At 67.3% G+C, this 23,955-nt stretch carries 19 protein-coding genes; 4 read left to right on the top strand and 15 right to left on the bottom strand.

All coding sequences use genetic code 11. The features are described from left to right. Window positions 1–70: 70 nt before the first annotated feature. The 15 genes from E1J61_RS08835 to E1J61_RS08765 form a co-directional block, all read right to left on the bottom strand. Window positions 71–985 carry a hypothetical protein gene (locus E1J61_RS08835; RefSeq protein ID WP_133093703.1) on the bottom strand — a complete coding sequence of 305 codons (915 nt, stop codon included), beginning with the start codon at window positions 983–985 and terminating at the stop codon, window positions 71–73. Between the two features lie 218 nt (window positions 986–1,203). Continuing rightward, window positions 1,204–3,012 carry an aspartate--tRNA ligase gene (aspS, locus tag E1J61_RS08830; protein ID WP_133093702.1) on the bottom strand — a complete coding sequence of 603 codons (1,809 nt, stop codon included), beginning with the start codon at window positions 3,010–3,012 and terminating at the stop codon, window positions 1,204–1,206. Window positions 3,013–3,079: 67 nt separating this feature from the next. After that, a complete protein-coding gene (locus E1J61_RS08825; protein WP_133093701.1) occupies window positions 3,080–3,787 on the bottom strand; it encodes a DUF502 domain-containing protein in 708 nt (235 codons plus the stop codon). A 13-nt stretch (window positions 3,788–3,800) separates the two neighbouring features. Continuing rightward, window positions 3,801–4,139, bottom strand: coding sequence for an FmdB family zinc ribbon protein (locus tag E1J61_RS08820; RefSeq protein ID WP_063236766.1), 339 nt, complete (start codon window positions 4,137–4,139; stop codon window positions 3,801–3,803). A 196-nt stretch (window positions 4,140–4,335) separates the two neighbouring features. Further along, window positions 4,336–5,772: a sodium:solute symporter family protein gene (locus tag E1J61_RS08815; RefSeq protein WP_133093700.1), complete on the bottom strand. Its 1,437-nt coding sequence runs from the start codon at window positions 5,770–5,772 to the stop codon at window positions 4,336–4,338. Between the two features lie 287 nt (window positions 5,773–6,059). Further along, on the bottom strand, window positions 6,060–6,680 hold the full coding sequence (locus tag E1J61_RS08810; protein WP_133093699.1) for a methyltransferase domain-containing protein: 621 nt from the start codon (window positions 6,678–6,680) through the stop codon (window positions 6,060–6,062). 54 nt (window positions 6,681–6,734) lie between these two features. After that, window positions 6,735–8,309: a ubiquinone biosynthesis regulatory protein kinase UbiB gene (gene ubiB / locus E1J61_RS08805; protein ID WP_133093698.1), complete on the bottom strand. Its 1,575-nt coding sequence runs from the start codon at window positions 8,307–8,309 to the stop codon at window positions 6,735–6,737. A gap of 75 nt (window positions 8,310–8,384) precedes the next feature. Beyond that, a complete protein-coding gene (locus E1J61_RS08800; protein ID WP_133093697.1) occupies window positions 8,385–9,059 on the bottom strand; it encodes an SCP2 domain-containing protein in 675 nt (224 codons plus the stop codon). Window positions 9,060–9,207: 148 nt separating this feature from the next. Then, entirely contained in the window at window positions 9,208–10,179 is a 972-nt protein-coding gene (locus tag E1J61_RS08795) for a Tim44 domain-containing protein (protein ID WP_133093696.1), read from the bottom strand. A gap of 61 nt (window positions 10,180–10,240) precedes the next feature. Beyond that, on the bottom strand, window positions 10,241–10,972 hold the full coding sequence (gene ubiE, locus E1J61_RS08790) for a bifunctional demethylmenaquinone methyltransferase/2-methoxy-6-polyprenyl-1,4-benzoquinol methylase UbiE (protein WP_133093695.1): 732 nt from the start codon (window positions 10,970–10,972) through the stop codon (window positions 10,241–10,243). A 30-nt stretch (window positions 10,973–11,002) separates the two neighbouring features. Then, entirely contained in the window at window positions 11,003–11,428 is a 426-nt protein-coding gene (locus E1J61_RS08785; protein ID WP_133094203.1) for a gamma-butyrobetaine hydroxylase-like domain-containing protein, read from the bottom strand. A 94-nt stretch (window positions 11,429–11,522) separates the two neighbouring features. After that, entirely contained in the window at window positions 11,523–13,388 is a 1,866-nt protein-coding gene (locus tag E1J61_RS08780; RefSeq protein ID WP_133093694.1) for an ABC transporter ATP-binding protein/permease, read from the bottom strand. 132 nt (window positions 13,389–13,520) lie between these two features. Further along, the gene (locus E1J61_RS08775) at window positions 13,521–13,958 is read right to left on the bottom strand and encodes an HIT family protein (RefSeq protein WP_133093693.1); all 438 of its coding nucleotides are present in this window, start codon (window positions 13,956–13,958) and stop codon (window positions 13,521–13,523) included. Window positions 13,959–14,051: 93 nt separating this feature from the next. Beyond that, window positions 14,052–18,026, bottom strand: a complete 3,975-nt coding sequence (locus E1J61_RS08770; protein ID WP_133093692.1) for an FAD/FMN-binding oxidoreductase — start codon at window positions 18,024–18,026, stop codon at window positions 14,052–14,054. A 181-nt stretch (window positions 18,027–18,207) separates the two neighbouring features. Continuing rightward, on the bottom strand, window positions 18,208–18,786 hold the full coding sequence (locus tag E1J61_RS08765) for a YqaA family protein (RefSeq protein ID WP_133093691.1): 579 nt from the start codon (window positions 18,784–18,786) through the stop codon (window positions 18,208–18,210). A 333-nt stretch (window positions 18,787–19,119) separates the two neighbouring features. Here E1J61_RS08765 and E1J61_RS08760 point away from each other — a divergent pair, with 333 nt between their 5' ends. From E1J61_RS08760 to E1J61_RS08745, 4 genes are all read left to right on the top strand, one after another. Beyond that, window positions 19,120–19,644, top strand: coding sequence for a (2Fe-2S)-binding protein (locus E1J61_RS08760; protein WP_133093690.1), 525 nt, complete (start codon window positions 19,120–19,122; stop codon window positions 19,642–19,644). 12 nt (window positions 19,645–19,656) lie between these two features. After that, window positions 19,657–22,038: a xanthine dehydrogenase family protein molybdopterin-binding subunit gene (locus E1J61_RS08755; RefSeq protein ID WP_133093689.1), complete on the top strand. Its 2,382-nt coding sequence runs from the start codon at window positions 19,657–19,659 to the stop codon at window positions 22,036–22,038. A gap of 27 nt (window positions 22,039–22,065) precedes the next feature. After that, entirely contained in the window at window positions 22,066–22,866 is an 801-nt protein-coding gene (locus E1J61_RS08750; RefSeq protein WP_133093688.1) for a xanthine dehydrogenase family protein subunit M, read from the top strand. A 190-nt stretch (window positions 22,867–23,056) separates the two neighbouring features. After that, window positions 23,057–23,953: a MoxR family ATPase gene (locus E1J61_RS08745; protein WP_133093687.1), complete on the top strand. Its 897-nt coding sequence runs from the start codon at window positions 23,057–23,059 to the stop codon at window positions 23,951–23,953. The last annotated feature ends 2 nt before the right edge of the window (window positions 23,954–23,955 follow it).

The raw sequence follows: 23,955 nt of genomic DNA, 5'->3' as shown, positions 1-23,955 counted from the left end.
AACCCAAGGATAGCGCAGCCGCGCGCGCTTGCCACGCGAAAGCGCGGTCCCCGGGACCGATGGCCCTGTCTCAGGCAGCGTTGCGCGCGGAGGCGTGGGGCGCCAGGTACGGCTCGGTGCCCTGCCCGGTGCCTTGATGCTGCCAGGTATCGAACACCTGCGGCGAGTCGCCATGGCCCCAGGCGGCACGCAGCTGGTCCATCAGCGGCGCCAGCGACTCGCGGTAGCGCCGCGAGGCAGAGCGGGCGCGCTCGGCCAGCACGTCGGCGCTCAGCCGCGCCTGGGCCTGCAGGTGTACGCGCTCCTGTGCGATGTCCTTCTCACGCTGGCCAAGGGCGTTGTACTTCTGGATCAGGAAGCGCTGGTAGTCGCCGCCATCGACGCCCTGGGCAGCCTGCGCATTGACCTGCTCGAAGCGCAGCACGATGCTGCCGGTTTCCTGCTCGATATGGGCGGCCTCGGCGTCAAGCGCCTGCAGCGCTTCCTGGTGGCGCTGGGCATCGCGGCGCAGCGCCTGCACCTGCGCGGCCTCGTCCTCGAACACGCGCTGGGCCGCCAGGTAGGCCTGCACCGACGGCTGCGGCGCCACCACCAGCAGCGGGTCAGCGCCGCCGGCACGCTGGCCGTCGAGCAGCGCGTCGTCCGCCAGGCGCAGGTTGCCCAGCTCATCGAGCCAGCGCCCGCGCGTCATGACCGCGCCGACGGTGTCCAGCGCCAGCCGGCGCAGCGCTTCGGCACGCTGCATCTCGACCGGTTCGGCCAGCGGCTGCGGCGACGCCGCCTGCACGGCATGAGCGATATCCGGCACGCAGGCGGCCACCGTGGTAGCCACCGATTCGGACATGGCCACCGCCGCGCGGCGCTGGGCGCGGCGCAGCTCGAAGCGGGCCAGCAGCATCATTACCAGCCCGGCCACCAGCCAGGTCACGATGGTTTCCTGGTGAGCCAGCAGGAACTGGCGGATCAGTTCGGTATCCAGGTTCATGTTCACGAATTTCCTCCCGAGCGCCGGGAACCTTCATCGCGGAGGCCCCTCGGCAAATTACGTGTCAAAGAAAGGAGACACGGCCGTCGCGGGCTTCGTTCCTAGCGGTAACAAATCGAAACCAAAGCGCTGCAGGCGGCACCGCGGGCGCGGTATTGCGCAGAACGCAAAAAAGCCGCGCATCGGCGCGGCTTTCTTTACCCGGGAGGCACAGCAACTCAGGCGTTCGGCTTCGGTTCCGCAGCGCGCAGGCGGATGTGCAGCTCGCGCAGCTGCTTCTCGTCGACCGAGCTCGGGGCCTGGGTCAGCAGGTCCTGGGCGCGCTGGGTCTTGGGGAAGGCGATCACGTCGCGGATCGAGTCGGCGCCGGCCATCATGGTCACGATACGGTCCAGGCCGAAGGCCAGGCCGCCGTGCGGGGGCGCGCCGTACTGCAGCGCGTCCAGCAGGTAGCCGAACTTGGCGCGGGCTTCCTCGTCGTTGATGTTGAGCGCGCGGAACACCTTGCTCTGGATGTCCGAGCGGAAGATACGGACCGAGCCGCCGCCCATTTCCCAGCCGTTCAGCACCATGTCGTAGGCCTTGGCCAGGCACTTGCCCGGGTCGGTCTCCAGGTATTCCAGGTGCTCGTCCTTGGGGCTGGTGAACGGGTGGTGCATGGCGACCCAGCGGGCGTCTTCCTCGTCGTACTCGAACATCGGGAAGTCCACCACCCACAGCGGCTTCCAGGCGTCCTCGAACAGGCCATTGGCCTTGCCGAAGTCGGAGTGGCCGATCTTCAGGCGCAGCGCGCCGATCGAGTCGTTGACCACCTTGGCCTTGTCGGCGCCGAAGAAGATGATGTCGCCGTCCTGGGCGCCGGTGCGCTTCAGGATCTCGGCAATGGCAGCGTCGTGCAGGTTCTTGACGATCGGCGACTGCAGGCCGTCGCGGCCCTTGGCCACTTCGTTGACCTTGATCCAGGCCAGGCCCTTGGCGCCGTAGATGCCGACAAACTGGGTGTAGGCGTCGATCTCGCCACGCGAGATGGCGCCGCCGCCCGGCACGCGCAGGCCGACCACGCGGCCGTTGTCGCTGTTGGCCGGGCCCGAGAACACCTTGAAATCGACGTCCTTCATCACTTCCGTCAGCTCGGTGAATTCCAGCTTGACGCGCAGGTCAGGCTTGTCCGAGCCGAAGCGGGCCATGGCTTCGCGGAACTCCATCACCGGGAACTTGGCGTCCAGGTCGACATCGATGGCGTTCTTGAACACCGTGCGCATCATGTCCTCGAACAGGTCGCGGATCTCCTGCTCGGTCAGGAACGAGGTCTCGCAGTCGATCTGCGTAAATTCAGGCTGGCGATCCGCGCGCAGGTCTTCGTCGCGGAAGCACTTGGTGATCTGGTAGTAGCGGTCGAAGCCCGAGACCATCAGCATCTGCTTGAAGATCTGCGGCGACTGCGGCAGCGCGAAGAAGTGGCCCGGGTTCACGCGCGACGGCACCAGGTAGTCGCGCGCGCCTTCGGGCGTGCTCTTGCCCAGCATCGGGGTCTCGATGTCGATGAAGCCCTGGGCGTCCAGGAACTTGCGCACTTCCATCGCCACCTTGTAGCGCAGGCGCAGGTTGTACTGCATCTGCGGGCGGCGCAGGTCCAGCACGCGGTGCGTCAGGCGGGTGGTTTCCGACAGATTGTCGTCGTCGAGCTGGAACGGGGGCGTGACCGACGGGTTCAGCACGGTCAGCTCGTGGCACAGCACTTCGATCTTGCCCGAGGTCAGGTTGGCGTTCTCGGTGCCGGCCGGGCGCGGACGCACCTTGCCGGTGACGCGAATGCAGAACTCGTTGCGGATCTCTTCCGCGGCCTTGAACATCTCGGGGCGGTCCGGGTCGCACACCACCTGCACCAGGCCTTCGCGGTCGCGCAGGTCGATGAAGATCACGCCGCCATGGTCGCGGCGGCGCTGGACCCAGCCGGTCAGGGCCACTTCCTGGCCCGAGAATTGTTCGGTCACCAGACCGCAGTAGTGAGTACGCATGGAGGACATAAGGAGAGATTCCCGGTAAAACGCTGCCGCCCGAAGCAGATCGGGCGGCTCGTATCTGTTTGAATGCTTAAGGATCGGTCGTCTCGACCGCTTCCCCGCTGCTGGCGCGGCTGGCCGGCGGCCGCTGCGGCGGCGGCGCGCTATCGCTCTTGCGGGGCAGCTCGGCCGGCGCCACCACGCCCATCGAGACGATGTACTTGAGCGCGGCGTCGACGGTCATGTCGAGTTCGATGGTGTCGGCCTTGGGCATCATCAGGAAGAAGCCCGAAGTCGGATTCGGCGTGGTCGGCACGTAGACGCTGACGTACTCGCCCTGCAGGTGGTTCTGCACGTCGCCGCCGGGGCGGCCGGTCAGGAAGGCGATGGTCCACGAGCCCTCGCGCGGATACTGCACCAGCAGCGCCTTGCGGAAAGCATTGCCCGACGACGACAGCAGCGTGTCCGACACCTGCTTGACGCTGGTGTAGATCGGGCCGACCACGGGGATATGGCCCAGCAGCGCTTCCCACCAGCGCACCAGGCGCTGACCGATGAAGTTATGCGCCAGCAGGCCGACCAGCAGGATGAACAGCAGCGTCAGGATGGCGCCGAGGCCGGTGACGCGCTTGCCGAACATGAGCCGGTCCGGGCGCCAGGCCTCGGGCAGCAGTGCCAGGCTCTGGTCCATCGTGCCGATGATCAGGCTGAGCACCCACAGCGTGATGCCCAGCGGCACCAGCACCAGCAGACCGGTCAGGAACCAGGTCTTGAGGGCGGAAGTCTTCTTGGCGACCACTTGGCGATCCGGATCAGTGGCAGGCGCAGGCGCTGCCGCAACCGCCGGCGGCAGGCGCGGCGGCGGTGGTGGTGCTGGCCGAAGACGATTCGGCGGCGGCCGGGGCGCTGGCCGCTGCCGCGCCGGCAGCCGCACCGCCCGCGGCCGGCGCGCTGGTGCCGCCGCTGCCGCCGCGGAAGTCGGTCACGTACCAGCCCGAGCCCTTGAGCTGGAAGCCGGCCGCGGTCAGCTGCTTCTTGAACGAACCGGCGGCGCCGCACGACGGGCAGTCCGTCAGCGGGGCGTCGCTCATTTTTTGCAGCACATCGCGCCCGTGGCCGCAGGCGTCGCAACGGTAGGCATAGATCGGCATGGTGTCTTTTGGCGAGAAAACTACGGAAATCGGTACAAAGGCGGGCATCGCCGCCGGTGCCGGAGAGCGCGGAAACCCGCGCGCGCCGCCCCGCATGGCGATGCAAAGCCTTGAATTATAAACCGTTCTGTGGCTGGCTGATGACCGGAAATGGAGGGCTATCGGGGCCCTGCCTTGGGAGTGGCGAGGCGCCGGGTCAGGCGATATGCACTTCCTTGACCGGCGCGTGATCCGCGATCCACTGCGGCAGCAGCGAGCCGACCACCATGCCGCTGATCGAGAACATCAGGCCTACCATTTGCGGCGGGACCACCGCATCGGCGAAGGCGACCTCGCAGGTGAGCCACGAGGTCAGGCCCAGCAGGATCGCGGCCAGGCCGCCCTGGCGGGTGGCGTGCTTCCAGAACATGCCGAAGGCCAGCGGCACGAAGGACGACACCAGCGTGACCTTGTAGGCATTTTCGACCATATGGAAGATCGACAGGTGCGAGTTCAGCGCGAACAGCGTCACCAGCGTGGTGAACACCAGCACCACGCTCTGCATCACGCGCAGGAACTGCTTGTCGTCGAGATGGCGGAAATACGGGCGCAGGATGTTCTCGGCAAAGGTCACCGACGGCGCCAGCAGCGTCGCCGAGGCGCAGCTCTTGATCGCCGACAGCAGCGCGCCGAAGAACATCACCTGGGCGAACATCGGGGCATGCTGCAGGATCAGCTGCGGCAGGATCAGCTGCGAATCGGTGTCGATGTACTTGGCCACCATGCCCGGATCGATCAGCGTGGCCGAATACGCCAGGAACATCGGGATAAAGGCGAAGCAGAAATACAGCACGCCGCCCAGCACCGAGGCGCGCCCGGCGATCTGCTCGGTGCGCGACGAAGTCACCCGCTGGAACACGTCCTGCTGCGGGATCGAGCCCAGCATCATGGTGAACAGCGCCGCGGCAAAGCCGATGATCTGCACGAAATCCAGCGCCGGCAGGAACTCGAACTTGCCCGCCGCGGCCGCGTGCGACACCACCGCCGTGACGCCGCCAGCCTGTCCGCTGACCTCGTAGCCGATATACATCATGCCGATCACGATGATGATCATCTGGATGAAGTCGGTGATCGCCACCGACCACATGCCGCCGAACAGCGTATAGACCAGCACGCTGGCAGCGCCGATCATCATGCCGGCCTCCTGCGACAGCGCGCCGTCCGAGACCGTATAGAACACCAGCCCCAGCGCCTTGATCTGCGCCGCGACCCAGCCCAGGTACGAGACCACGATGCACAGCGTGGTCAGCACCTCGGCCAGCCTGCCGTAGCGGTTGTGGTAGTAGTCGCCGATGGTCAGCAGGTTCATCCGGTACAGCGGCCGGGCGAAGAACAGGCCCACCAGGATCAGGCACAGCGACGAGCCGAACGGGTCAGACACCACCCCCGACAGCCCCTCCTTGAGGAACACGGCCGGGATGCCCAGCACGGTCTCGGAGCCGAACCAGGTGGCAAAGACGGTGGCGGTGACGATATGGAACGGCAGGCTGCGCCCGGCGACGGCGAAATCGGTGGTGTTGCGTACGCGCAGCGCCGCCCACAGGCCGATGCCGACCGAGATTACCCAGTAGATGATGACGAACCAGATCAGCATGCCGCTGCCTATGCAGAAAGTGCCCTTGTGGCGAAAAACCGAATGCCGGGGCGGCTTGCGTGACACGTCAATTGCGCCTGCCCGGAGTCCAATTCATCGGTCGGGGCCGCGTGAGGAGCTTCTTGGCGAGTTCCCGGAGCGGGAGCGCGCGGCAGGGCCTGCGGTCGTAGCCGAATCAAAACGCGGATTATAGCGACGCAGACCGGCGCGGGACAAAAAAATTCCCGGGTGGGGCAAATGCGCCACGCGGGTGCATCCGGAGCGCCACAACGGCTGGGAGCGAACGCTCAGCCGCCCAGCCGCCGCCACACCTGCCAGCGCTCCTGCCCCTGGAACACGGGCAGCGGCGCGGCCGAGGGCCGGTCTTCCAGGCGCTCGAAAGCGGTTCCCAGCAGAGCCGCCAGCTCGGCCTCGGGCATCGCGAAGGGCGGTCCGCCGCGGTGCTCCCCCACGTAGAAGTAGCCAGCCAGCAAGCCGCCCGGCGGCAGCAACTCGGCCACGCGGACGGCATAGGCGCCCCGCATCGCCGGCGGCAGCGCGCACAGGAAGGCACGCTCGTAGACCAGCTGGCATGGCGGCTGGGGCGTGAAGGCGAAGAAATCGGCCTGCTGCACCACCGCCCCGGCCGGACCCAGCGCGCGTTTGGCCGAGACCACCGCCTGCGCCGAAAAATCGATTGCCGTCACCGGCCAGCCCTGCTCGAACAGCCACGCTGCCTCCCAGCCGTTGCCGCAGCCCGGCACCAGCGTCGGGCACGGCGCGCGGCCGGCGATGAACTGGCGGAACTCCTCCGGCACGCCGCCTGCGTCCCAGGGCGTGAAGTGCTGCGCGAAGCGCTCGTCCCAGAATGACGGGTCGGCGGCGTTGCGCGTGCTGAACGCCGGGGCGGGCTTGGGCACGTCGGCCATGGGGACTGTCTCCTCGTTTGCCTGCTTACTCTTACTTATATAGCGGGTCGCTTGTCAGTAGCCGCCCCACGCCAGCACGTGCGTCAGCACGATGCCGGCGACAAAGCCGCCGACCAGCAGCAGCGCCGTGCCCAGCAGCCGGTTGGTGCGGCGCTGCTCGGCCACCAGCTGCGCCAGCAGCTTGTCCTGCTCGCCGTTGCCGGCCAGCGCGCGCCGCTCCAGGAACTGGTGCGCCAGCCGCGGGAAGTCCGGCAGCATCTTGGCCCACTGCGGGGCTTCCACCTTGACCCGCTCCCAGGCGCCCTTCCAGCCTACCTGCTCGTACATCCAGCGCTCCAGGAACGGCTTGGCGGTCTTCCACAGGTCCAGGTCCGGATCGAGCTGGCGGCCCAGTCCTTCGATATTGAGCAGCGTCTTCTGCAGCAGCACCAGCTGCGGCTGGATCTCGACATTGAAGCGGCGCGAGGTCTGGAACAGGCGCATCAGCACCATGCCCAGCGAGATTTCCTTCAGCGGCTTGTCGAAGTACGGCTCGCAGCAGGCGCGCACCGCGCTTTCCAGCTCTTCCACGCGGGTCTCGGGCGGGACCCAGCCGGATTCCACGTGCAGCAGCGCCACGCGATGGTAGTCGCGGCGGAAAAAGGCGATGAAGTTCTGCGCCAGGTAGTTCTTGTCGAACTCAGACAGCGCGCCGACGATGCCGAAGTCCAGCGCGATGTAGCGGCCGAAGGACTCCGGCTGCACCGACACCAGGATGTTGCCCGGGTGCATGTCGGCATGGAAGAAGCCGTCGCGGAACACCTGGGTGAAGAAGATCTCGACGCCCTCCTCGGCCAGCTGGTGCATGTCGACGCCGGCCGCCTTGAGCGATTCGGTGCGCGAGATCGGGATGCCATGCATGCGCTCCATCACGAACACCGAGCTGCTGCACCAGTCCCAGAACACCTCGGGCACCAGCAGCAGGTTGGTGTCGGCAAAGTTGCGGCGCAGCTGGCTGGCGTTGGCCGCCTCGATCATCAGGTCGAGTTCGTCGTGCAGGTATTTGTCGAACTCGGCCACCACCTCGCGCGGCTTCAGGCGCTTGCCGTCGGCCCAGAAGCGCTCCAGCCAGGTGGCCATGTCGCGCATCAGCGCCAGGTCGCTGTCGATCACCGGCAGCATGCCCGGGCGCAGCACCTTCACCGCGACCTCGCGGCCGTGGTTGGGGCCGCCCTTGAGCGTGGCGAAGTGGACTTGCGCGATCGACGCGCTGGCCACCGGCTGGTGCTCGAAGGTGTCGAACAGCTGGGCGATCGGCCGACCCAGCGAGCGCTCGATGATCCTGACCGCCACGGCCGAGTCGAACGGCGGCACCTGGTCCTGCAGCTTGGCCAGCTCGTCGGCGATATCGGGCGGCATCAGGTCGCGGCGCGTCGACAGGACCTGGCCGAATTTGACGAAGATCGGTCCCAGCGCCGTCAGCGCGCGCCGCAGGCGCTCGCCACGCGGCATGTCGAGCTTGCGGCCGATGGTGATGACGCGCACCAGGAAACGGATCTTGCGGTTGCTGAAGCCGGACAGCACCAGCTCGTCCAGGCCGTAGTAAAGGATGACGAAGAGGATCTTGCCAAGGCGCAGGAGGCGGGTCATTCGGGAGTCTTCTCGGGGCCGGGGCGGGCAGTCAGGTTAGCGGTTGGCATGGGGTGGATGCGGCCGGGGCCGGACTCAGCGGTGCGGCGACGGCAGCTGGCCGGGTGCGGCGGGAGTGGCGGAGGCGCGCTCCAGTTTTTCCAGCCGCTTTTCCAGCCGGGCCAGGCTGTCGCGCAGCTGGCCCACGTCGGCGCCGAAGGCATCCAGCGCGGCGTGGCGCACCAGCGTCGGCTGCTCGTCCAGCAGGTAATCGGTGACGTTGTCGACCAGTGCACGGCCGATGCGCGTAGCCTGTTCGTGGACCTGGCGCGCGCCGCCGACCACGCGCTGCGCCACGCTGTCGCTGAGCGGCCCGCCCAGGATGCCGCGCAGCGCGAGGGACAGGTCTTCCTCGGCATCCCAGCGCAGGTTGCGCGCCAGCGCCGACACGGTATTGGCCAGTTCGGCATCGCCTTCGATGCGCACATGGCGCATGGCCGCGGCCTGGCCGCCCTCGGCGACATCGGCGGCAACCAGCGGCCACTGCTGCACCGGCACGCGCAGCGTCACCGCGGGGGCCTCGGCTTCCGGCGCCAGCTCGGTGCCGCCGTGCTCGGTCACCTTCAGCGACAGCACGAAGGCGGCTGCATCGAAGCGGATCACGCGCCCGGCAAACGGCGCGAGCTGGTTGCGGGCCCACGGCTCCTGCTCGAGCAGGTGGTTCAGTGCCGAGACTGCTGGAGTGGCCAGGGCGGAAGGCAGAGTGTTCATGGCAGCGCGGGTTGGCTGGCTGGAAGACATGCGGGCATCCGGCGAGGTTGCACGCCAGGCGCCCAAATACAAAAAGGCCCACGCTTTCACGTGGGCCTCCATTCTAAGCTACTCCCCCGGGCGCATCACTCGCCACGGAGGCGCGGCATCACGACTCCTGCTGGATGCCGGCCAGCAGCCAGCCGCCGGTGCCGGTCGCCGGCTTGGCCAGGTTCCAGACCTCGGCGAACGGCTGCGCCGCCTCGCCCGCCTTCTCGCGGATCATGCCGGAGAAGCGCACGCTGGCGATATGCTGCGACGGCGTCGACTCGATGCCGAGCAGCTGGCCTTCCAGCGTGACCACGTCGGTCTTGTTGACCTCGGCGCCGCGCTCGGACAGGTCCATCTTGATCTCGGCGAACATTTCCGGCGTGGTGAATTCGCGGATGTCGTCGAGATTGCCGGCGTCCCAGGCCGCCTGCAGGCGCACGAAGTGGACCTTGGCGTTGCGCAGGAAGTTGTCGGTATCGAAGTCGGCCGGCACGCCCCACGGCTGCGGGGCCACGGCATCAGCTGCCACCGGCGCGGCCGCCGCGCCCGGCATCACCGGGTTGCTGGCCGGCGTGTTCAGCGGCTGGCGCAGCATCGGCTCGGCGCTGCGGCCCAAACCGCCGGCATTGCCGGCACCCGCCGCACCTGCATAAGCCGGCTGCTGGCTGCGCTGGCTGCCACCGCGGAACTTGCGGATCAGCCAGATCACCGCGAAGGCGACGATCGCGATCAGGATCAGGTTGGACAGGAAGCTCAGTGCCGCGCCGCCCAGGCCGAAGTGCGACAGCAGCCAGCCGATACCCAGGCCGGCGGCGATGCCGCCGAGGATGCCGCCCCAGTTACGCTTGGGCGCCGCGGCCGCTGCCGCGCCGGCCGCCCCGGCCGTGGCCGGTGCTGCCTGCTGTGCAGGTTGCTGCGCTTGCTGCGTGGGCGAGGTGGGTTGCGTCTGCTGACGTTGCGTCACCGATTCAGACTGCTTGCCAATGCTGCGCGAGCCGCCCATGCGCTTGGCCTCGGCGTCGAACGCCATCCCGACGGCTAGCGCCGTGACCAGCGACCCCACCAGGAATTTTCCACGAATTGACGACATATGCTGTTATCCCCTGTCAGATTCACCCATTTTAGGGCGAGCATGGCGATTTCAAGTGTTCTTAATACTTCCGCCCGACGTGGAGCGCCACCACTCCGGCCGTCAGATTGAAGTATTCGACATTCTCCAGGCCCGCATGTTCCATTAAGCGTACAAGTGAAACCTGGTCTGGATGCATTCTGATCGATTCCGCGAGATAGCGATAGCTGGGAGCATCCCCTGCCACGCGCTCGCCCAGCCAGGGCAGTACCTTGAAAGAATAGACGTCGTACGCCTTTTCCAGGGGTTTCCACACCTTGGAGAACTCCAGCACCATGACCTTGCCGCCGGGCTTGACCACGCGGCGCATCTCGGCCAGCGCGGCCTCCTTGTGCGTCATGTTGCGCAGGCCGAAGGCCACCGTGACGAGGTCGAAGTAGTTGTCGGGGAACGGGATCTTCTCGGCGTCGCACAGCGCCACCGGCGTGACGATGCCCTTGTTCAGCAGCCGGTCGCGGCCGACGCGCAGCATCGACTCGTTGATGTCGGTCAGCCAGACCTGGCCGGTCGGGCCGGCCTGCCTGGCGAACGCCTTGGCCAGGTCGCCGGTGCCGCCGGCGATGTCCAGGACCTTGTGGCCGGGGCGCACATTGGCCTGGGCGATGGTGAACATCTTCCAAAGCCGGTGCATGCCGCCCGACATCAGGTCGTTCATCACGTCATACTTGCTCGCCACCGAATGGAACACGCCGGCGACCTTGCCGGCCTTTTCCGTTTCGTCGACTTTCTCAAACCCGAAGTGGGTTTCACTCATTTCTCAGACTCCAGGGTGGTCGGGGGCGGCTCAATGGTGGTGGCCGCAACCGTGGCCGCCGGCAGCGCCGGCACCAGGCATGGGGGTATCGCGATCGACGCCGGCGGTTTCCAGGCGCTTCAGGTAGTCCTGCCACAGCGCGTCCTGCTGGTCGCCCAGCCGGTACAGCAGTTCCCACGAATAGATGCCGGTGTCGTGGCCGTCGGTGAAGCGGATCAGGATGGCGTAGTTGCCCACCGGCTCGACGGCATTGACGCCGACGTCGCGCTTGCCGGTCTGCAGGATTTCCTGCCCGGGACCATGGCCCTGCACTTCGGCCGATGGCGAATACACGCGCAGCAGTTCGAACGGCAGCCGGAAGCTGCGGCCGTTGTCGAAGCCGACTTCCAGCACGCGCGATTGCGTGTGGACGGTCAGTGCGGTGGGATGGGGGGTGTCTTTGTCCAGGCCAGCCATGATGATCGCGGCCCGGTTCACGGGCGCTCTGTAGGGGGGGAATCCGGCGCGGCGGCATGAGCGAGCGGCGCCCCAGGCGCCGCCTCGCGCCGCATCACGCTTCGCTTACAACCCGATAGCTTACCCCAGGCTCGCCGGCTTGCGCAGCCCGCGCCGCCTCCTCGTCCTGCGGCACATAGCGCAGGCGCCGGCCATGGAAGGCCGCGACCGTGCTGCGGTGCGCAATGCTGACGATGGCGGCATCCGGCAACGACTCCACCATCAGCCGGTACATCACGCCTTCGGTATCTTCATCGAGCGCGCTGGTGGCTTCGTCCAGGAACAGGTAGTCGGGCTTCTGCAGCAGCGCCCGCGCGAACGCCAGCCGCTGCTGCTCGCCCGGCGACAGCCGCAGCGACCAGTTGTCGAACACGTCGAGCTGGTCGGCCAGCGCCGCCAGCCGCGCCTGGCGCAGCGCCGCCTGCAGGGCTTCCGAGCTGTGCTCGGTACCGGCATCCGGGTAGGCCAGCGCATCGGCAAGGGTGCCGATCGGCAGGTAGCTGCGCTGCGGCAGGAACAGCATGCGCTTGCCCTCGGGCATGGTCACGGTGCCGCTGCCATAGGGCCAGATGCCGGCGAGCGCGCGGAACAGCACGCTCTTGCCGCAGCCGGACGGGCCGCTGACCAGCCAGCGCTCGCCCGGCGCGACCGACAGCGAGAACGGCGCCACCAGCGGACGCTGGCCGACGGCGCTGCCGCGCGCGGCGCGCACCGGCAGCGCCAGCGCGAGGCCGTCGATCACGATGCCCTCCTGCGGCTTGCCGGCATGCTCGACCTCGATGTCACGCGTGCCGCCGGGGGCCATGTCCTGGCGCTCGGCCACGCGGATCGCTTCCTGGAAATCGATCAGGCGGTTGGCTGCGGCCTTCCAGCCCACCAGCGTGGCATAGCTGTCGACGAACCACGACAGCGCCCCCTGCACCTGCCCGAACGCGGAACTGGTCTGCATCAGTCCGCCCAGCGTCATCTTGCCGGCGAAGTAGCGCGGCGCCGCCACCAGGATCGGGAAGATGATGGCGAACTGCGCATAGCCGGAACTGACAAAGGTCAGCCGCCGCGTATAGCGCATCAGCTGGTTCCAGTTGGCGCGGATGCGGTCGAAGCGCGCACGCAGGCCGGCCTGCTCGGTCGGCTCGCCGCGGTACAGCGCCACCGGCTCGCTGTTCTCGCGCAGGCGCACCAGCGTGAAACGGAAATCCGCTTCGTACTGTTCCTGCTGGAAGTTCAGCCCGATCAGCGGGCGCCCTACCAGATGCGCCACCAGCGAGCCGATCACCGCATAGCCGGCCGCGAACCACACCATGTAGCCGGGGATGGTCCATTCCCTGCCGCCCAGCGCAAAGCTGATCGGCCCCGACACCGCCCACAGGATGCCGACGAAGGACAGCAGCGTCACCACCGAGTTGAGCAGCCCCAGCGACAGCGACAGCGCGCCGTCGGTGAACAGGCGCAGGTCGTCGGCAATCCGCTGGTCGGGGTTGTCGGTGGCGCGGGTCTGTTCGATGCGGTAGTAGGCCTGGTGCCCGAGCCAGTGGCCCATGAAGCGGCCGGTCATCCAGGTACGCCAGCGCATCTGCAGCATCATGGTGTAGTACTGGCGCGAGATCGCCGCCACGATGAAGAACGCCGCGATCCACGAGAAGCGCAGCAGCAGCACCTTGAACGAGGCGTAGTCGCGCTGCTCCAGCGCGTTGTAGAACACGCGGTTCCATTCGTTGAGCAGCACGTTGATATAGACGATGCCCAGGTTGAGCACGACCACCAGCGCGAGCAGGCCGAGGCCGGCGACGCGGTCGTCGGATTTCCAGTAGGGCTTGATCAGCGCCCAGGTCGCGGCCATGCGCAGCCGGCTCTGGATCTTGAGGGCCTTGGCCGGGACGGCCGGGCCCGGTACGGTGACGGAAGTGGGGGTCGAGGACATAGCGGCAGCTTTCTGGCCCGCCAGCGGGTTGCATGGCCGGGCATGTTGTTCTCGTGCCGCGGCGCGCGGGCGCGACCGCGGCGGCAACAGCATTCAGACGGTTGCTGGCCGGCGCGGGTTCCGCGCCCGCCTTCAGGCGTCGCCGGCTTCGATCAGCGAAAGTGCCGTACGCAGCGCCGGCAGCCGGCTGGCCAGCTCCTGCACGCGCACGCTGTCCGCCGCGCGCTGCGGCGCCGCCCAGATCGCCTCGGGGAAATGCGTGTCCCAGCGGTAGCGCGGGACGATGTGCCAGTGCAGGTGCGGCACCATATTGCCGAACGCCGCCAGGTTGACCTTGTCGGGCGCCATCACCTCGCGCACCAACCGCTCCACGCGCGCCACCAGCCGCATCAGCCAGGCCTGGTCGGCCTCGTCCAGGTCGGTCAGCTCGGCCACGTGGTCGTTCCAGACGATGCGGCAGAATCCGGGAAAGCGGTCATGCTCGACCAGGATCAGGCGGGCGCGGTCGCCCATCCAGACCAGTTCGCCGCCGTCGGTTTCGCAGAGGGGGCAGTTGGGGCTCTTGATCATGCGGCGCATTACCTTTCGTGCTGCGTGTTTTCTCCCCTCTCCCGCTCGCGGGAGAGGGGAGAAAACCGGTGGCAAAGTCAACGTCGTCAGGCCTTACACCAGCACCCGCTCAATCCCACCCGCATTGGCCTTGGCCACGTACTCAGGCATCCAGTTCTCGCCCAGCAGGTGCTTGGCCATCTCGATCACGATGTAATCCGCCTGCACCGACGCATCTTCCTTGTAGCGCGACAGGCCCTGCAGGCACGACGGGCAGCTGGTCAGGATCTTGACGTCGCCGGTAAAGCCGTCGGCACGCAGCTTGTCGGCGCCCTTGGTCATTTCCTCTTCCTTGCGGAAGCGGACCTGCGTCGAAATGTCAGGACGCGTCACCGCCAGCGTGCCCGACTCGCCGCAGCAGCGCTCGTTCTTCTCGATCTTGCCCAGCCCCGCGTTGCCGCCCATCAGGTCGTTGACCAGCTTGGTCGGGTCCATGGTCTTGATCGGGGTGTGGCAGGGATCGTGGTACATGTAGCGCGTACCGGTCACGCCCTCCAGCTTGACGCCCTTCTCCAGCAGGTACTCGTGGATGTCGATGATGCGGCAGCCGGGGAAGATCTTCTCGAATTCATACCCGGCGAGCTGGTCGTAGCAGGTGCCGCAGCTGACCACCACGGTCTTGATGTCGAGGTAGTTCAGCGTGTTGGCCACGCGGTGGAACAGCACGCGGTTGTCGGTGACGATCTTCTCGGCCTTGTCGTACTGGCCGGTGCCGCGCTGCGGATAGCCGCAGCACAGGTAGCCCGGCGGCAGCACGGTCTGCACGCCGACGTGCCACAGCATCGCCTGCGTCGCCAGGCCGACCTGCGAGAACAGCCGCTCCGAGCCGCAGCCCGGGAAGTAGAACACCGCTTCCGATTCCGGCGTGGTCGCCTTCGGGTCGCGGATGATCGGCACGATCTCGTTGTCTTCGATGTCGAGCAGCGCGCGCGCGGTCTTCTTGGGCAGGTTGCCCGGCATCTTCTTGTTGATGAAGTGGATCACCTGCTCGCGCACCGGCGGCTTGCCCACGGTGGCGGGCGGATGCGCGGTCTGCTTCTTCGCCAGCTTCTTCAGCACCTCGTTGCCCAGGCGCTGCGCCTTGTAGCCCCAGTCGATCATGACCTTGCGGGTCAGGTTGATGGTCTCGGGGTTGGTGGCGTTGAGGAAGAACATGGACGCCGCGGTGCCGGGGTTGAACTTCTTCTGCCCCATCTTGCGCAGCAGGTTGCGCATGTTCATCGAGACGTCGCCGAAGTCGATCTTGACCGGGCACGGCGTCACGCACTTGTGGCACACCGTGCAGTGGTCGGCCACGTCGGAGAACTCGTCCCAGTGCTTGACCGAGATGCCGCGGCGGGTCTGCTCTTCATACAGGAAGGCCTCGACCAGCAGCGAGGTCGCCAGGATCTTGTTGCGCGGGCTGTACAGCAGGTTGGCGCGCGGCACATGCGTGGCGCACACCGGCTTGCACTTGCCGCAGCGCAGGCAGTCCTTGACGCTTTCGGCAATGGCGCCGATGTCGCTCTGCTGCATGATCAGCGACTCATGCCCCATCAGGCCGAACGACGGCGTATAGGCATTGCGCAGGTCGGCGCCCGGCAGCAGCTTGCCCTTGTTGAAGCGGCCCTGCGGGTCGACCTTCTGCTTGTAGGCGCGGAAGTCGCCGATCTCTTCCTCGGTCAGGAACTCCAGCTTGGTGATGCCGATGCCGTGCTCGCCCGAGATCACGCCGTCCAGCGAACGCGCCAGGTCCATGATGCGGGCCACCGCGCGGTGCGCGTCCTGCAGCATGTCGTAGTCGTCGGAGTTGACCGGGATGTTGGTGTGCACGTTGCCGTCGCCGGCATGCATGTGCAGCGCCACGAAGACGCGGCCGCGCAGCACCTGCTTGTGGATCTTCTGGGCTTCGTCCAGGATCGGCTTGAATTCGCCGCCGTTGAAGATCTTGCGCAGCTCGGCGCGGATCTCGTTTTTCCACGACACGCGGATGGTGCGGTCCTGCAGCAGGTGGAACACGCTGGCGTCCGGCTGCTGGTGCAGCCGTGCCTCGAATTCCTGCCCCAGCAGGCCCAGCCCGTGCCCGATCAGCGAGGCCCTGGCCTGCGCCAGCGGCGTGTCGAGGTGATCTTGCAGATAGCGCCAGCGCGCGCGGATCTCGCGCAGCAGCGTCAGCGCGTGCTGCACGCGGTCTTCCAGCAGCTCGGCGCTGGGGATCTCGTTGGCGTCGTCGCTGCGGCCCAGCGGCAGGTTGCCACGCGCGAAGAACGCTTCCAGCGCGTCGACCAGCTGCAGCTTGCTCTTGATCGACAGCTCGATATTGATGCGCTCGATGCCGTCGGTGTACTCGCCCATGCGGTTGAGGGGGATCACCACGTCTTCGTTGATCTTGAAGGCGTTGGTGTGCCTGGCGATCGCGGCGGTGCGCGAGCGGTCGAGCCAGAACTTCTTGCGCGCCTCGGGGCTGACGGCGATAAAGCCTTCGCCGCTCTTGCCGTTGGCCATGCGGATCACTTCCGAGGTGGCGCGCGCCACGGCGTCTTCATCGTCGCCGACGATGTCGCCGATCAGCACCATCTTCGGGAAGGCGTTGCGCTTGCTCTTGGTGGCGTAGCCCACCGCGCGCAGGTAGCGCTCGTCCAGGTGCTCCAGGCCGGCCAGGATGGCGCCGCCGGGCTTGCGCGTCTCGGCATCGAGGAAGTCCTTGATCTCGACGATGCTGGGGATGGCGTCGCGCGCCTGGCCGAAGAACTCCAGGCACACGGTGCGGATGAACTTCGGCATGCGATGCAAAATCCAGCGCGCGCTGGTGATGATGCCGTCGCAGCCTTCCTTCTGCACGCCGGGCAGGCCGGCCAGGAACTTGTCGGTGACGTCCTTGCCCAGGCCTTCCTTGCGGAACTTGCGGCCTTCGATGGCGAGCGTCTCGGTGCGCAGCACCTTCTCGCCCGGGGCGCGATTGCCGTCCGACCACTTCAGCTCGAAGGTGGCCACCGGCACGTCGTGGATCTTGCCCAGGTTGTGGTCGAGCCGGGCGATTTCCAGCCAGTTGCCTTCCGGGTCCACCATGCGCCACCAGGCCAGGTTGTCGAGCGCGGTGCCCCACAGCACGGCCTTCTTGCCGCCGGCGTTCATGGCGACATTGCCGCCGATGCAAGACGCGTCGATCGAGGTCGGGTCGACCGCGAACACCAGGCCCGCCTTGTCTGCGGCATCGGCCACGCGGCGCGTCACCACGCCGGCGCCGGAGAAGATGGTCGCCACCTTGTGCGACACCCCCGGCAGGTCGGTCTGCTCGACCGGCCCCAGCTGCTCCAGCTTCTCGGTATTGATCACCGCGCTCATCGGCGTCAGCGGCACGGCGCCGCCGGTATAGCCGGTGCCGCCCCCGCGCGGGATGATGGTCAGGCCGAGCTCGAAGCAGCCCTTGACCAGGCCGGCGATCTCTTCCTCGGTATCCGGCGTCAGCACCACGAAGGGATATTCCACACGCCAGTCGGTGGCGTCGGTCACGTGCGAGACGCGCGACAGCCCATCGAACTTGATGTTGTCCTTCTGCGTGACGCGGCCCAGCACGCGCTGCGCGCGCTTGCGCAGGTCGTAGGCGGCGGCGAACTCGTTCTTGAAGTCCTCGATCGCCTGCTTGGCGAAGGCGACCAGTTGCTCCACGCGGTGCGAACGGTCTTCGGCGGCGGGCTCGGCGTGCTCGGCACGGTCGGCGGCGCGGCGCTTCTCGATCTCGTTCAGGCGGTGGTGCAGCGCGCTGACCAGCATCTGGCGGCGCTTTGGATTTTCCAGCAGGTCGTCCTGCAGGTAGGGATTGCGGCGAACCACCCAGATATCGCCCAGCACCTCGTACAGCATGCGGGCCGAGCGGCCGGTGCGGCGCTCGCTGCGCAGCTCGTCCAGGATGCGCCAGGCCTCTTCGCCCAGCAGGCGGATGACAATCTCGCGGTCCGAGAAGGACGTGTAGTTATAAGGAATTTCACGCAGGCGCGGCGGGGCGTCCTGCGCGGCGAGCTTGGCGTCGAGCACGAGTGGGGCGTTCATGGAGGGGACCGCTTCCTGCTGCGCACGGGGACAGTGCGCGAATCGTTCATTAAAGGGCGATTGTACTGCAAGGCCCGGTTTCGCCGCACCGCAACAAAGCGGAATCCTTGTGGGAACAAGGGATTAGACGCGACCCGGCGCCGAGAACATCACGCAAAATAAGACTTATAAGGCACTTTTATCAGAAGAATGACTTGAAAGTTTGCGCAATGTTCTGCCAAAAACTGTCTGGAATCCATAGCAGGCTGGCAGTCATGAACAGGTAGCGCAGGAACTTGCCGACCGCCATCCAGGCCAGGCTGGGCCAGAACGACAGTCGCAGCCACCCGGCCAATGTGCACAATGGATCACCAATGCCCGGCAGCCAGGAAAACAGCAGCGTCGGCGGCCCCAGCCTGCGCATCCAGCGAAAGTACTTGGCATCGAGCTTCGGCTTGGGCGGCTTGCGCGCATGCTCCCGGTGCTCCTCGTGTTCCAGCTCGTGCTCGCGGGCGCGCCGCCGCTTGTGATAGCGCACCAGCGCCAGCTTGGCGTAGTAACCCAGCCACCAGTCGATCGCGCCGCCCACGGTATTGCCGGCGGTGGCGACAATGACCGCCGGCCAGAACATCTCGGGATTGAGCTTGACGTAGCCGAACACGGCCGGCTCCGAGCCCAGCGGCAGCAGCGTGGCCGACACCAGGCTGACCACAAAGATCGCGGGCAGGCCTACCTTGGGCAAGGCGACGGTTTGAAACAGCCAGTCGAAGAAGGCTTCCATGTCGGGGCAGGCGGGGGGGCCGGGCCATTCTAGCAGCGGCCCGGTGGGGCGCCCCCTCCCCCGGATGGGGCGCGGGCAAACCTCATGGCACCTGCCAGGGATTTGTGTTTAACTGTTAGAGCCTGTCGCGGCCAAACGTTCGCCGGCCGTGCCAATACGCCGGCCGCAGCGTTCGCTGGCGCACCTGGAGCAGTTGCAGCGGCAGCACCAATATCACGAATTAGCCGTCCTATAGCCGTCTTAAGCGGCAGTACCGCGTCGTGGCCAGTCCCGCGCAGTTGCTTTCGGGATCTGGGAATTGGTCATGCGCGTCCACCCCACATGGAGACAAGCATGGCGATTCCGATCCGCCTGACGGTCAACGGCAAGCCCGTTGACGCGCAGGTAGAACCCAATACCCTTCTGGTCCAGTTCCTGCGCGAACAGCTGCGCCTGACCGGCACCCACGTCGGCTGCGACACCGCGCAGTGCGGCGCCTGCACGGTCCACCTGGACGGCCGGGCGGTCAAGTCGTGCAACATCCTGGCGCTGCAGGCGGACGGCGCCACCGTGACCACCATCGAAGGGCTGGCTGGCGACAGTGCCGGCAACGGCCTGCATCCGATGCAGGAAGCGTTCCGCGAATGCCACGGATTGCAATGCGGCTTCTGCACGCCGGGCATGGTGATGAGCGCGACCGCGCTGGTCCAGCAGCATCCCGACGCCGACGCCGCCACCATCCGCGCCCAACTCGAGGGCAACCTGTGCCGCTGCACGGGCTACCACAACATCGTGCGTGCGGTGCAGCAGGGCCAGGCGGCCATGCAGGGCACGGCGGCCAGCGCCGCCAGCGCCGCCAGCGCCGCCAGCGCCGAATAAGGGGGACCCGCCATGAACGCACCCGATAACCAGCGCCTGGTGGGCGCTTCCGTCAAGCGCAAGGAAGATTACCGCTACCTGACCGGCAACGGCCAGTACACCGACGACATCGTGCTGCCGCAGCAGAGCTACGCGTATTTCCTTCGCTCGCCGTATGCGCACGCGCGCATACGTTCGATCGACAAGACCGGGGCGCTGGCCGCGCCCGGCGTGATCGCCGTGCTGACCGGCGACGACCTCGCCGCCGACAAGGTGGGCGGCCTGCCCTGCGGCTGGCTGATCCACAGCATCGACGGCACGCCGATGAAAGAGCCGCCGCACCCGGTGATCGCACAGGGCAAGGTGCGCCACGTGGGCGACCAGGTGGCGCTCGTGATCGCCGAGACGCTGCAGCAGGCGCGCGACGCCGCCGAGAAGGTCGACGTCGACTACGAAGAACTGCCCGCAGTGGTCCGCGCCGCCGATGCCGCGTCGGCGTCGACGCTGGTGCACGACGACGTGCCGGCCAACACCTGCTACACGTGGGGCCACGGCGACAAGGCCGCCACCGACGCCGCCTTCGCCAAAGCCGCGCACGTGACCACGCTGGAGATCGTCAACAACCGGCTGATCCCCAACGCGATCGAGCCGCGCGCGGTCAACGCCAGCTATACGCGCCAGGACGCCAGCTACACCGTCTACGTCGCCAACCAGAACCCGCACGTCGAACGCCTGCTGATGGGCGCGTTCGTGCTGGGATTGCCGGAATCGCGGCTGCGCATCATCGCGCCCGACGTGGGCGGCGGCTTCGGCTCCAAGATCTTCCTGTATCCGGAAGACGTGGCGCTGACGTGGGCCTCGAAGAAGGTCGGCCGCCCCGTCAAGTGGACCGCGGACCGTTCCGAGTCCTTCCTGACCGACGCGCACGGCCGCGACCACGTGACCAAGGCCGAGCTGGCGCTCGATGCCGACGGCAAGTTCCTGGCGATGCGCGTGCATACGGTCGCCAACATGGGCGCGTACCTGTCGACCTTTGCCAGCAGCGTGCCGACCATCCTGTATGCGACGCTGCTGGCCGGCCAGTACTCCACGCCGGCGATCTATGCGGAGGTCAAGGCGGTGTTCACCAACACCGCGCCAGTCGATGCCTACCGCGGCGCCGGGCGGCCCGAAGCGACCTTCGTGGTCGAGAGGCTGGTCGAGACCGCCGCGCACGAGCTGAAGACCGATCCGGCCGAGCTGCGCCGCAAGAACTTCATCCGGCAGTTTCCGTATGCCACCCCGGTGGGGCTGACCTACGACACCGGCGACTACGAGCCCTGCCTGGCGCGTGCGCAGGAACTGGCCGACGTCAAGGGCTTCCCGGCTCGGCGCGATGAAGCGAAGCAGCGCGGCAAGCTGCGTGGCCTGGGCTATTCCTGCTACATCGAAGCGTGCGGCCTCGCACCTTCCAACATCGCCGGCGCGCTTGGCGCGCGCGCGGGCCTGTTCGAAGTCGGCGAGATCCGCGTGCACCCGACCGGCACGGTGACGGTCTTCACCGGCTCGCACAGCCACGGCCAGGGGCACGAGACCACCTTCGCGCAAGTGGTGGCCGACCGCCTCGGGCTGCAGCTCGACCAGGTCGAGATCGTGCACGGCGATACCGGGCGCGTGCCGTTCGGCATGGGCACCTACGGCTCGCGCTCGCTGGCGGTGGGCGGCTCGGCCATCGTCAAGGCGCTCGACAAGATCGAGGCCAAGGCCAAGAAGATCGCCGCGCACCTGCTGGAGGCGTCGGACAACGACATCGAGTTCAGCAATGGCGTGTTCCGCGTGGCGGGTACAGACCGGACCAAGACCTTCGGCGAGGTCGCGCTGAGCGCCTACGTGCCGCACAACTACCCGCTCGACAAGCTGGAGCCGGGCCTGAACGAAAACGCGTTCTACGACCCGACCAACTTCACCTACCCGTCTGGCGCCTATGTGTGCGAGGTCGAAGTCGATCCCGACACGGGCGAGTCGCAGGTGGTCAAGTTCACCGCGGTGGACGACTTCGGCAACATCATTAACCCGATGATCGTCGAAGGCCAGGTGCATGGCGGCATCGGCCAGGGGCTAGGCCAGGCCATGCTGGAGCAGTGCGTCTACGACGAAGACAGCGGCCAGCTGCTGACCGGCTCGTACATGGACTACGCCATGCCGCGCGCCGGCGACCTGCCCGATTTCACCGTCGAGACCGCCAGCGGCACGCCCTGCACGCACAACCCGCTGGGCGTGAAGGGCTGCGGCGAGGCCGGCGCGATCGGCTCGCCGCCGGCGTTTATCAACGCGCTGGTCGATGCGCTGTCGCCGCTGGGCGTGAAGGATGTGCAGATGCCCGCCACGCCGCATCGCGTATGGCAGGCGATCCAGGCCGCGCGGCCTCAGCCCTGATCCATCCACACCGCAAAGGAAACCGACATGTACGCATTCAACTTTGAACGCGCCGCGGATGCCAAGGCGGCGGTGGCCAAGGTCAAGGCCGATTCCGACGCCAAGTTCCTCGGCGGCGGCCAGAGCCTGCTGGCGGCGATGAAGCTGCGGCTGGCATCGCCTTCCACGCTGGTCGACGTAACGCGCATTCCCGGCATGGCCGGGATCCGCGTCGACGGCAACGAGGTCGTCATCGGCGCCGCTGCGCGCCATGCCGACGTGGCCGAGAACGCCAAGGTGCGCGAGCGCATCCCGGCGCTGGCGGCGCTGGCCGGCGGCATCGGTGACCGGCAGGTGCGCGCGATGGGAACCATCGGCGGCGCGCTGGCGAACGATGATCCGGCTGCGTGCTATCCCGCGGCAGTGCTGGGGCTGGGCGCCACCGTGGTCACCGACCGGCGCAGCATCGCGGCGGATGACTTTTTCAAGGGGCTGTATGAGACCGCGCTGGAGCCGGACGAACTGATCACCGCGGTGCGCTTCCCGATTCCGGATCAGGCGGCATATGTAAAGTTCCGCAATCCGGCATCGCGCTTTGCGCTGGTGGGGGTGATGGTGGCGCGCTCCGGGAATACGGTGCGCGTGGCGGTCACCGGAGCTGCCGACAGCGTGTTCCGGTGCCAGCCGCTGGAACAGGCATTGTCGGCCGGCTTCACCGCGCAGGCGGCGCGTGGGGTGAAGGTCGATGCGGGGACGCTGAATACTGACCTGCATGCGTCGGCGGAGTACCGGGCGCATCTGATTCCGGTGCTGGCGGCAAGGGCGGTGGAGGCGGCGGTGAAGGCGTAGAGTTTCTCCATTGACCGCATGTTGTCTCCCCTCTCCCGCGCGCGGGAGAGGGGTCGGGGGAGAGAGCCGGCGCTTGAATCAGGCGTTGTCGCGGGCGAACCTCCCGCCCTCACCCCCGCCTCTCTCCCACAAGTGGGAGAGAGGAGCAAACCGCCGGCGTGCGAGGCACGTCGGCAATATAGATCGCCCCATGCTCCCCACCTCCATCGACGACACCCTCGCCAGACTCGAACACCAGCAATATTTCGCCGACCGCGAAACCGCCACGGTGCTTTACCTCGCCCTGCGCATGCAGCGCCCGCTGTTCCTCGAAGGCGAGCCCGGCGTCGGCAAGACCGCACTGGCGCAAGCCATGGCGGGCGTCCTCGGCACCCGTCTGCTGCGTCTGCAGTGCTATGAGGGACTCGACGCCGCCAGCGCGCTGTACGAATGGGACTACCCGCGCCAGATCATGGCGCTGCGCCTGGCCGAAGCCCGCGGCGAGCGGCCCGAGGCGCAATCGCTGTACCACGACGACTACCTGCTCAAGCGCCCGCTGCTGGAGTCTCTGCTGCCCGATCCCGCCGCACCGGGCTTGCCGCGCGTGCTGCTGATCGACGAGATCGACCGCGCCGATGAACCGTTCGAGGCCTTCCTGCTCGAGGTGCTGTCCGAATTCCAGGTTTCGATCCCCGAGATCGGCGTGATCCGCGCCGAGCGCCCGCCGCTGATCGTGATCACCTCCAACCGCACGCGCGAGGTCCACGACGCGCTCAAGCGCCGCTGCCTGTACCAATGGGTTGGCTATCCGGACCGCGACCGTGAATTGCAGATCGTCGCCGCGCGCGCGCCCGAGGCCGCCGCCGCGCTGCAGGCGCAGGCGATCGACTTCGTGCACCGGCTGCGCGGCATCGACCTGTTCAAGGCGCCTGGCATCGCCGAGGCCATCGACTGGTGCCGCGCGCTGGCGGCGCTGGGCGTGACCGAGCTCGACCCGCAGTCGGTGCGCGACACGCTGGGCGTGCTGCTCAAGTACCAGGACGACCTGGCGCGCGTCGACGGCCCCACCGTGGCGGAACTGCTGGCGGGCGCCGCGCCCGGAGGCTAAGC

The sequence above is a fragment of the Cupriavidus sp. L7L genome, assembly GCF_004353535.1.
GTDB classification, from domain to species: Bacteria; Pseudomonadota; Gammaproteobacteria; order Burkholderiales; family Burkholderiaceae; genus Cupriavidus; species Cupriavidus oxalaticus_A.
Note: the sequence above shows the minus strand (reverse complement) of the source record. Positions and strands in the feature narration are given on the sequence as shown.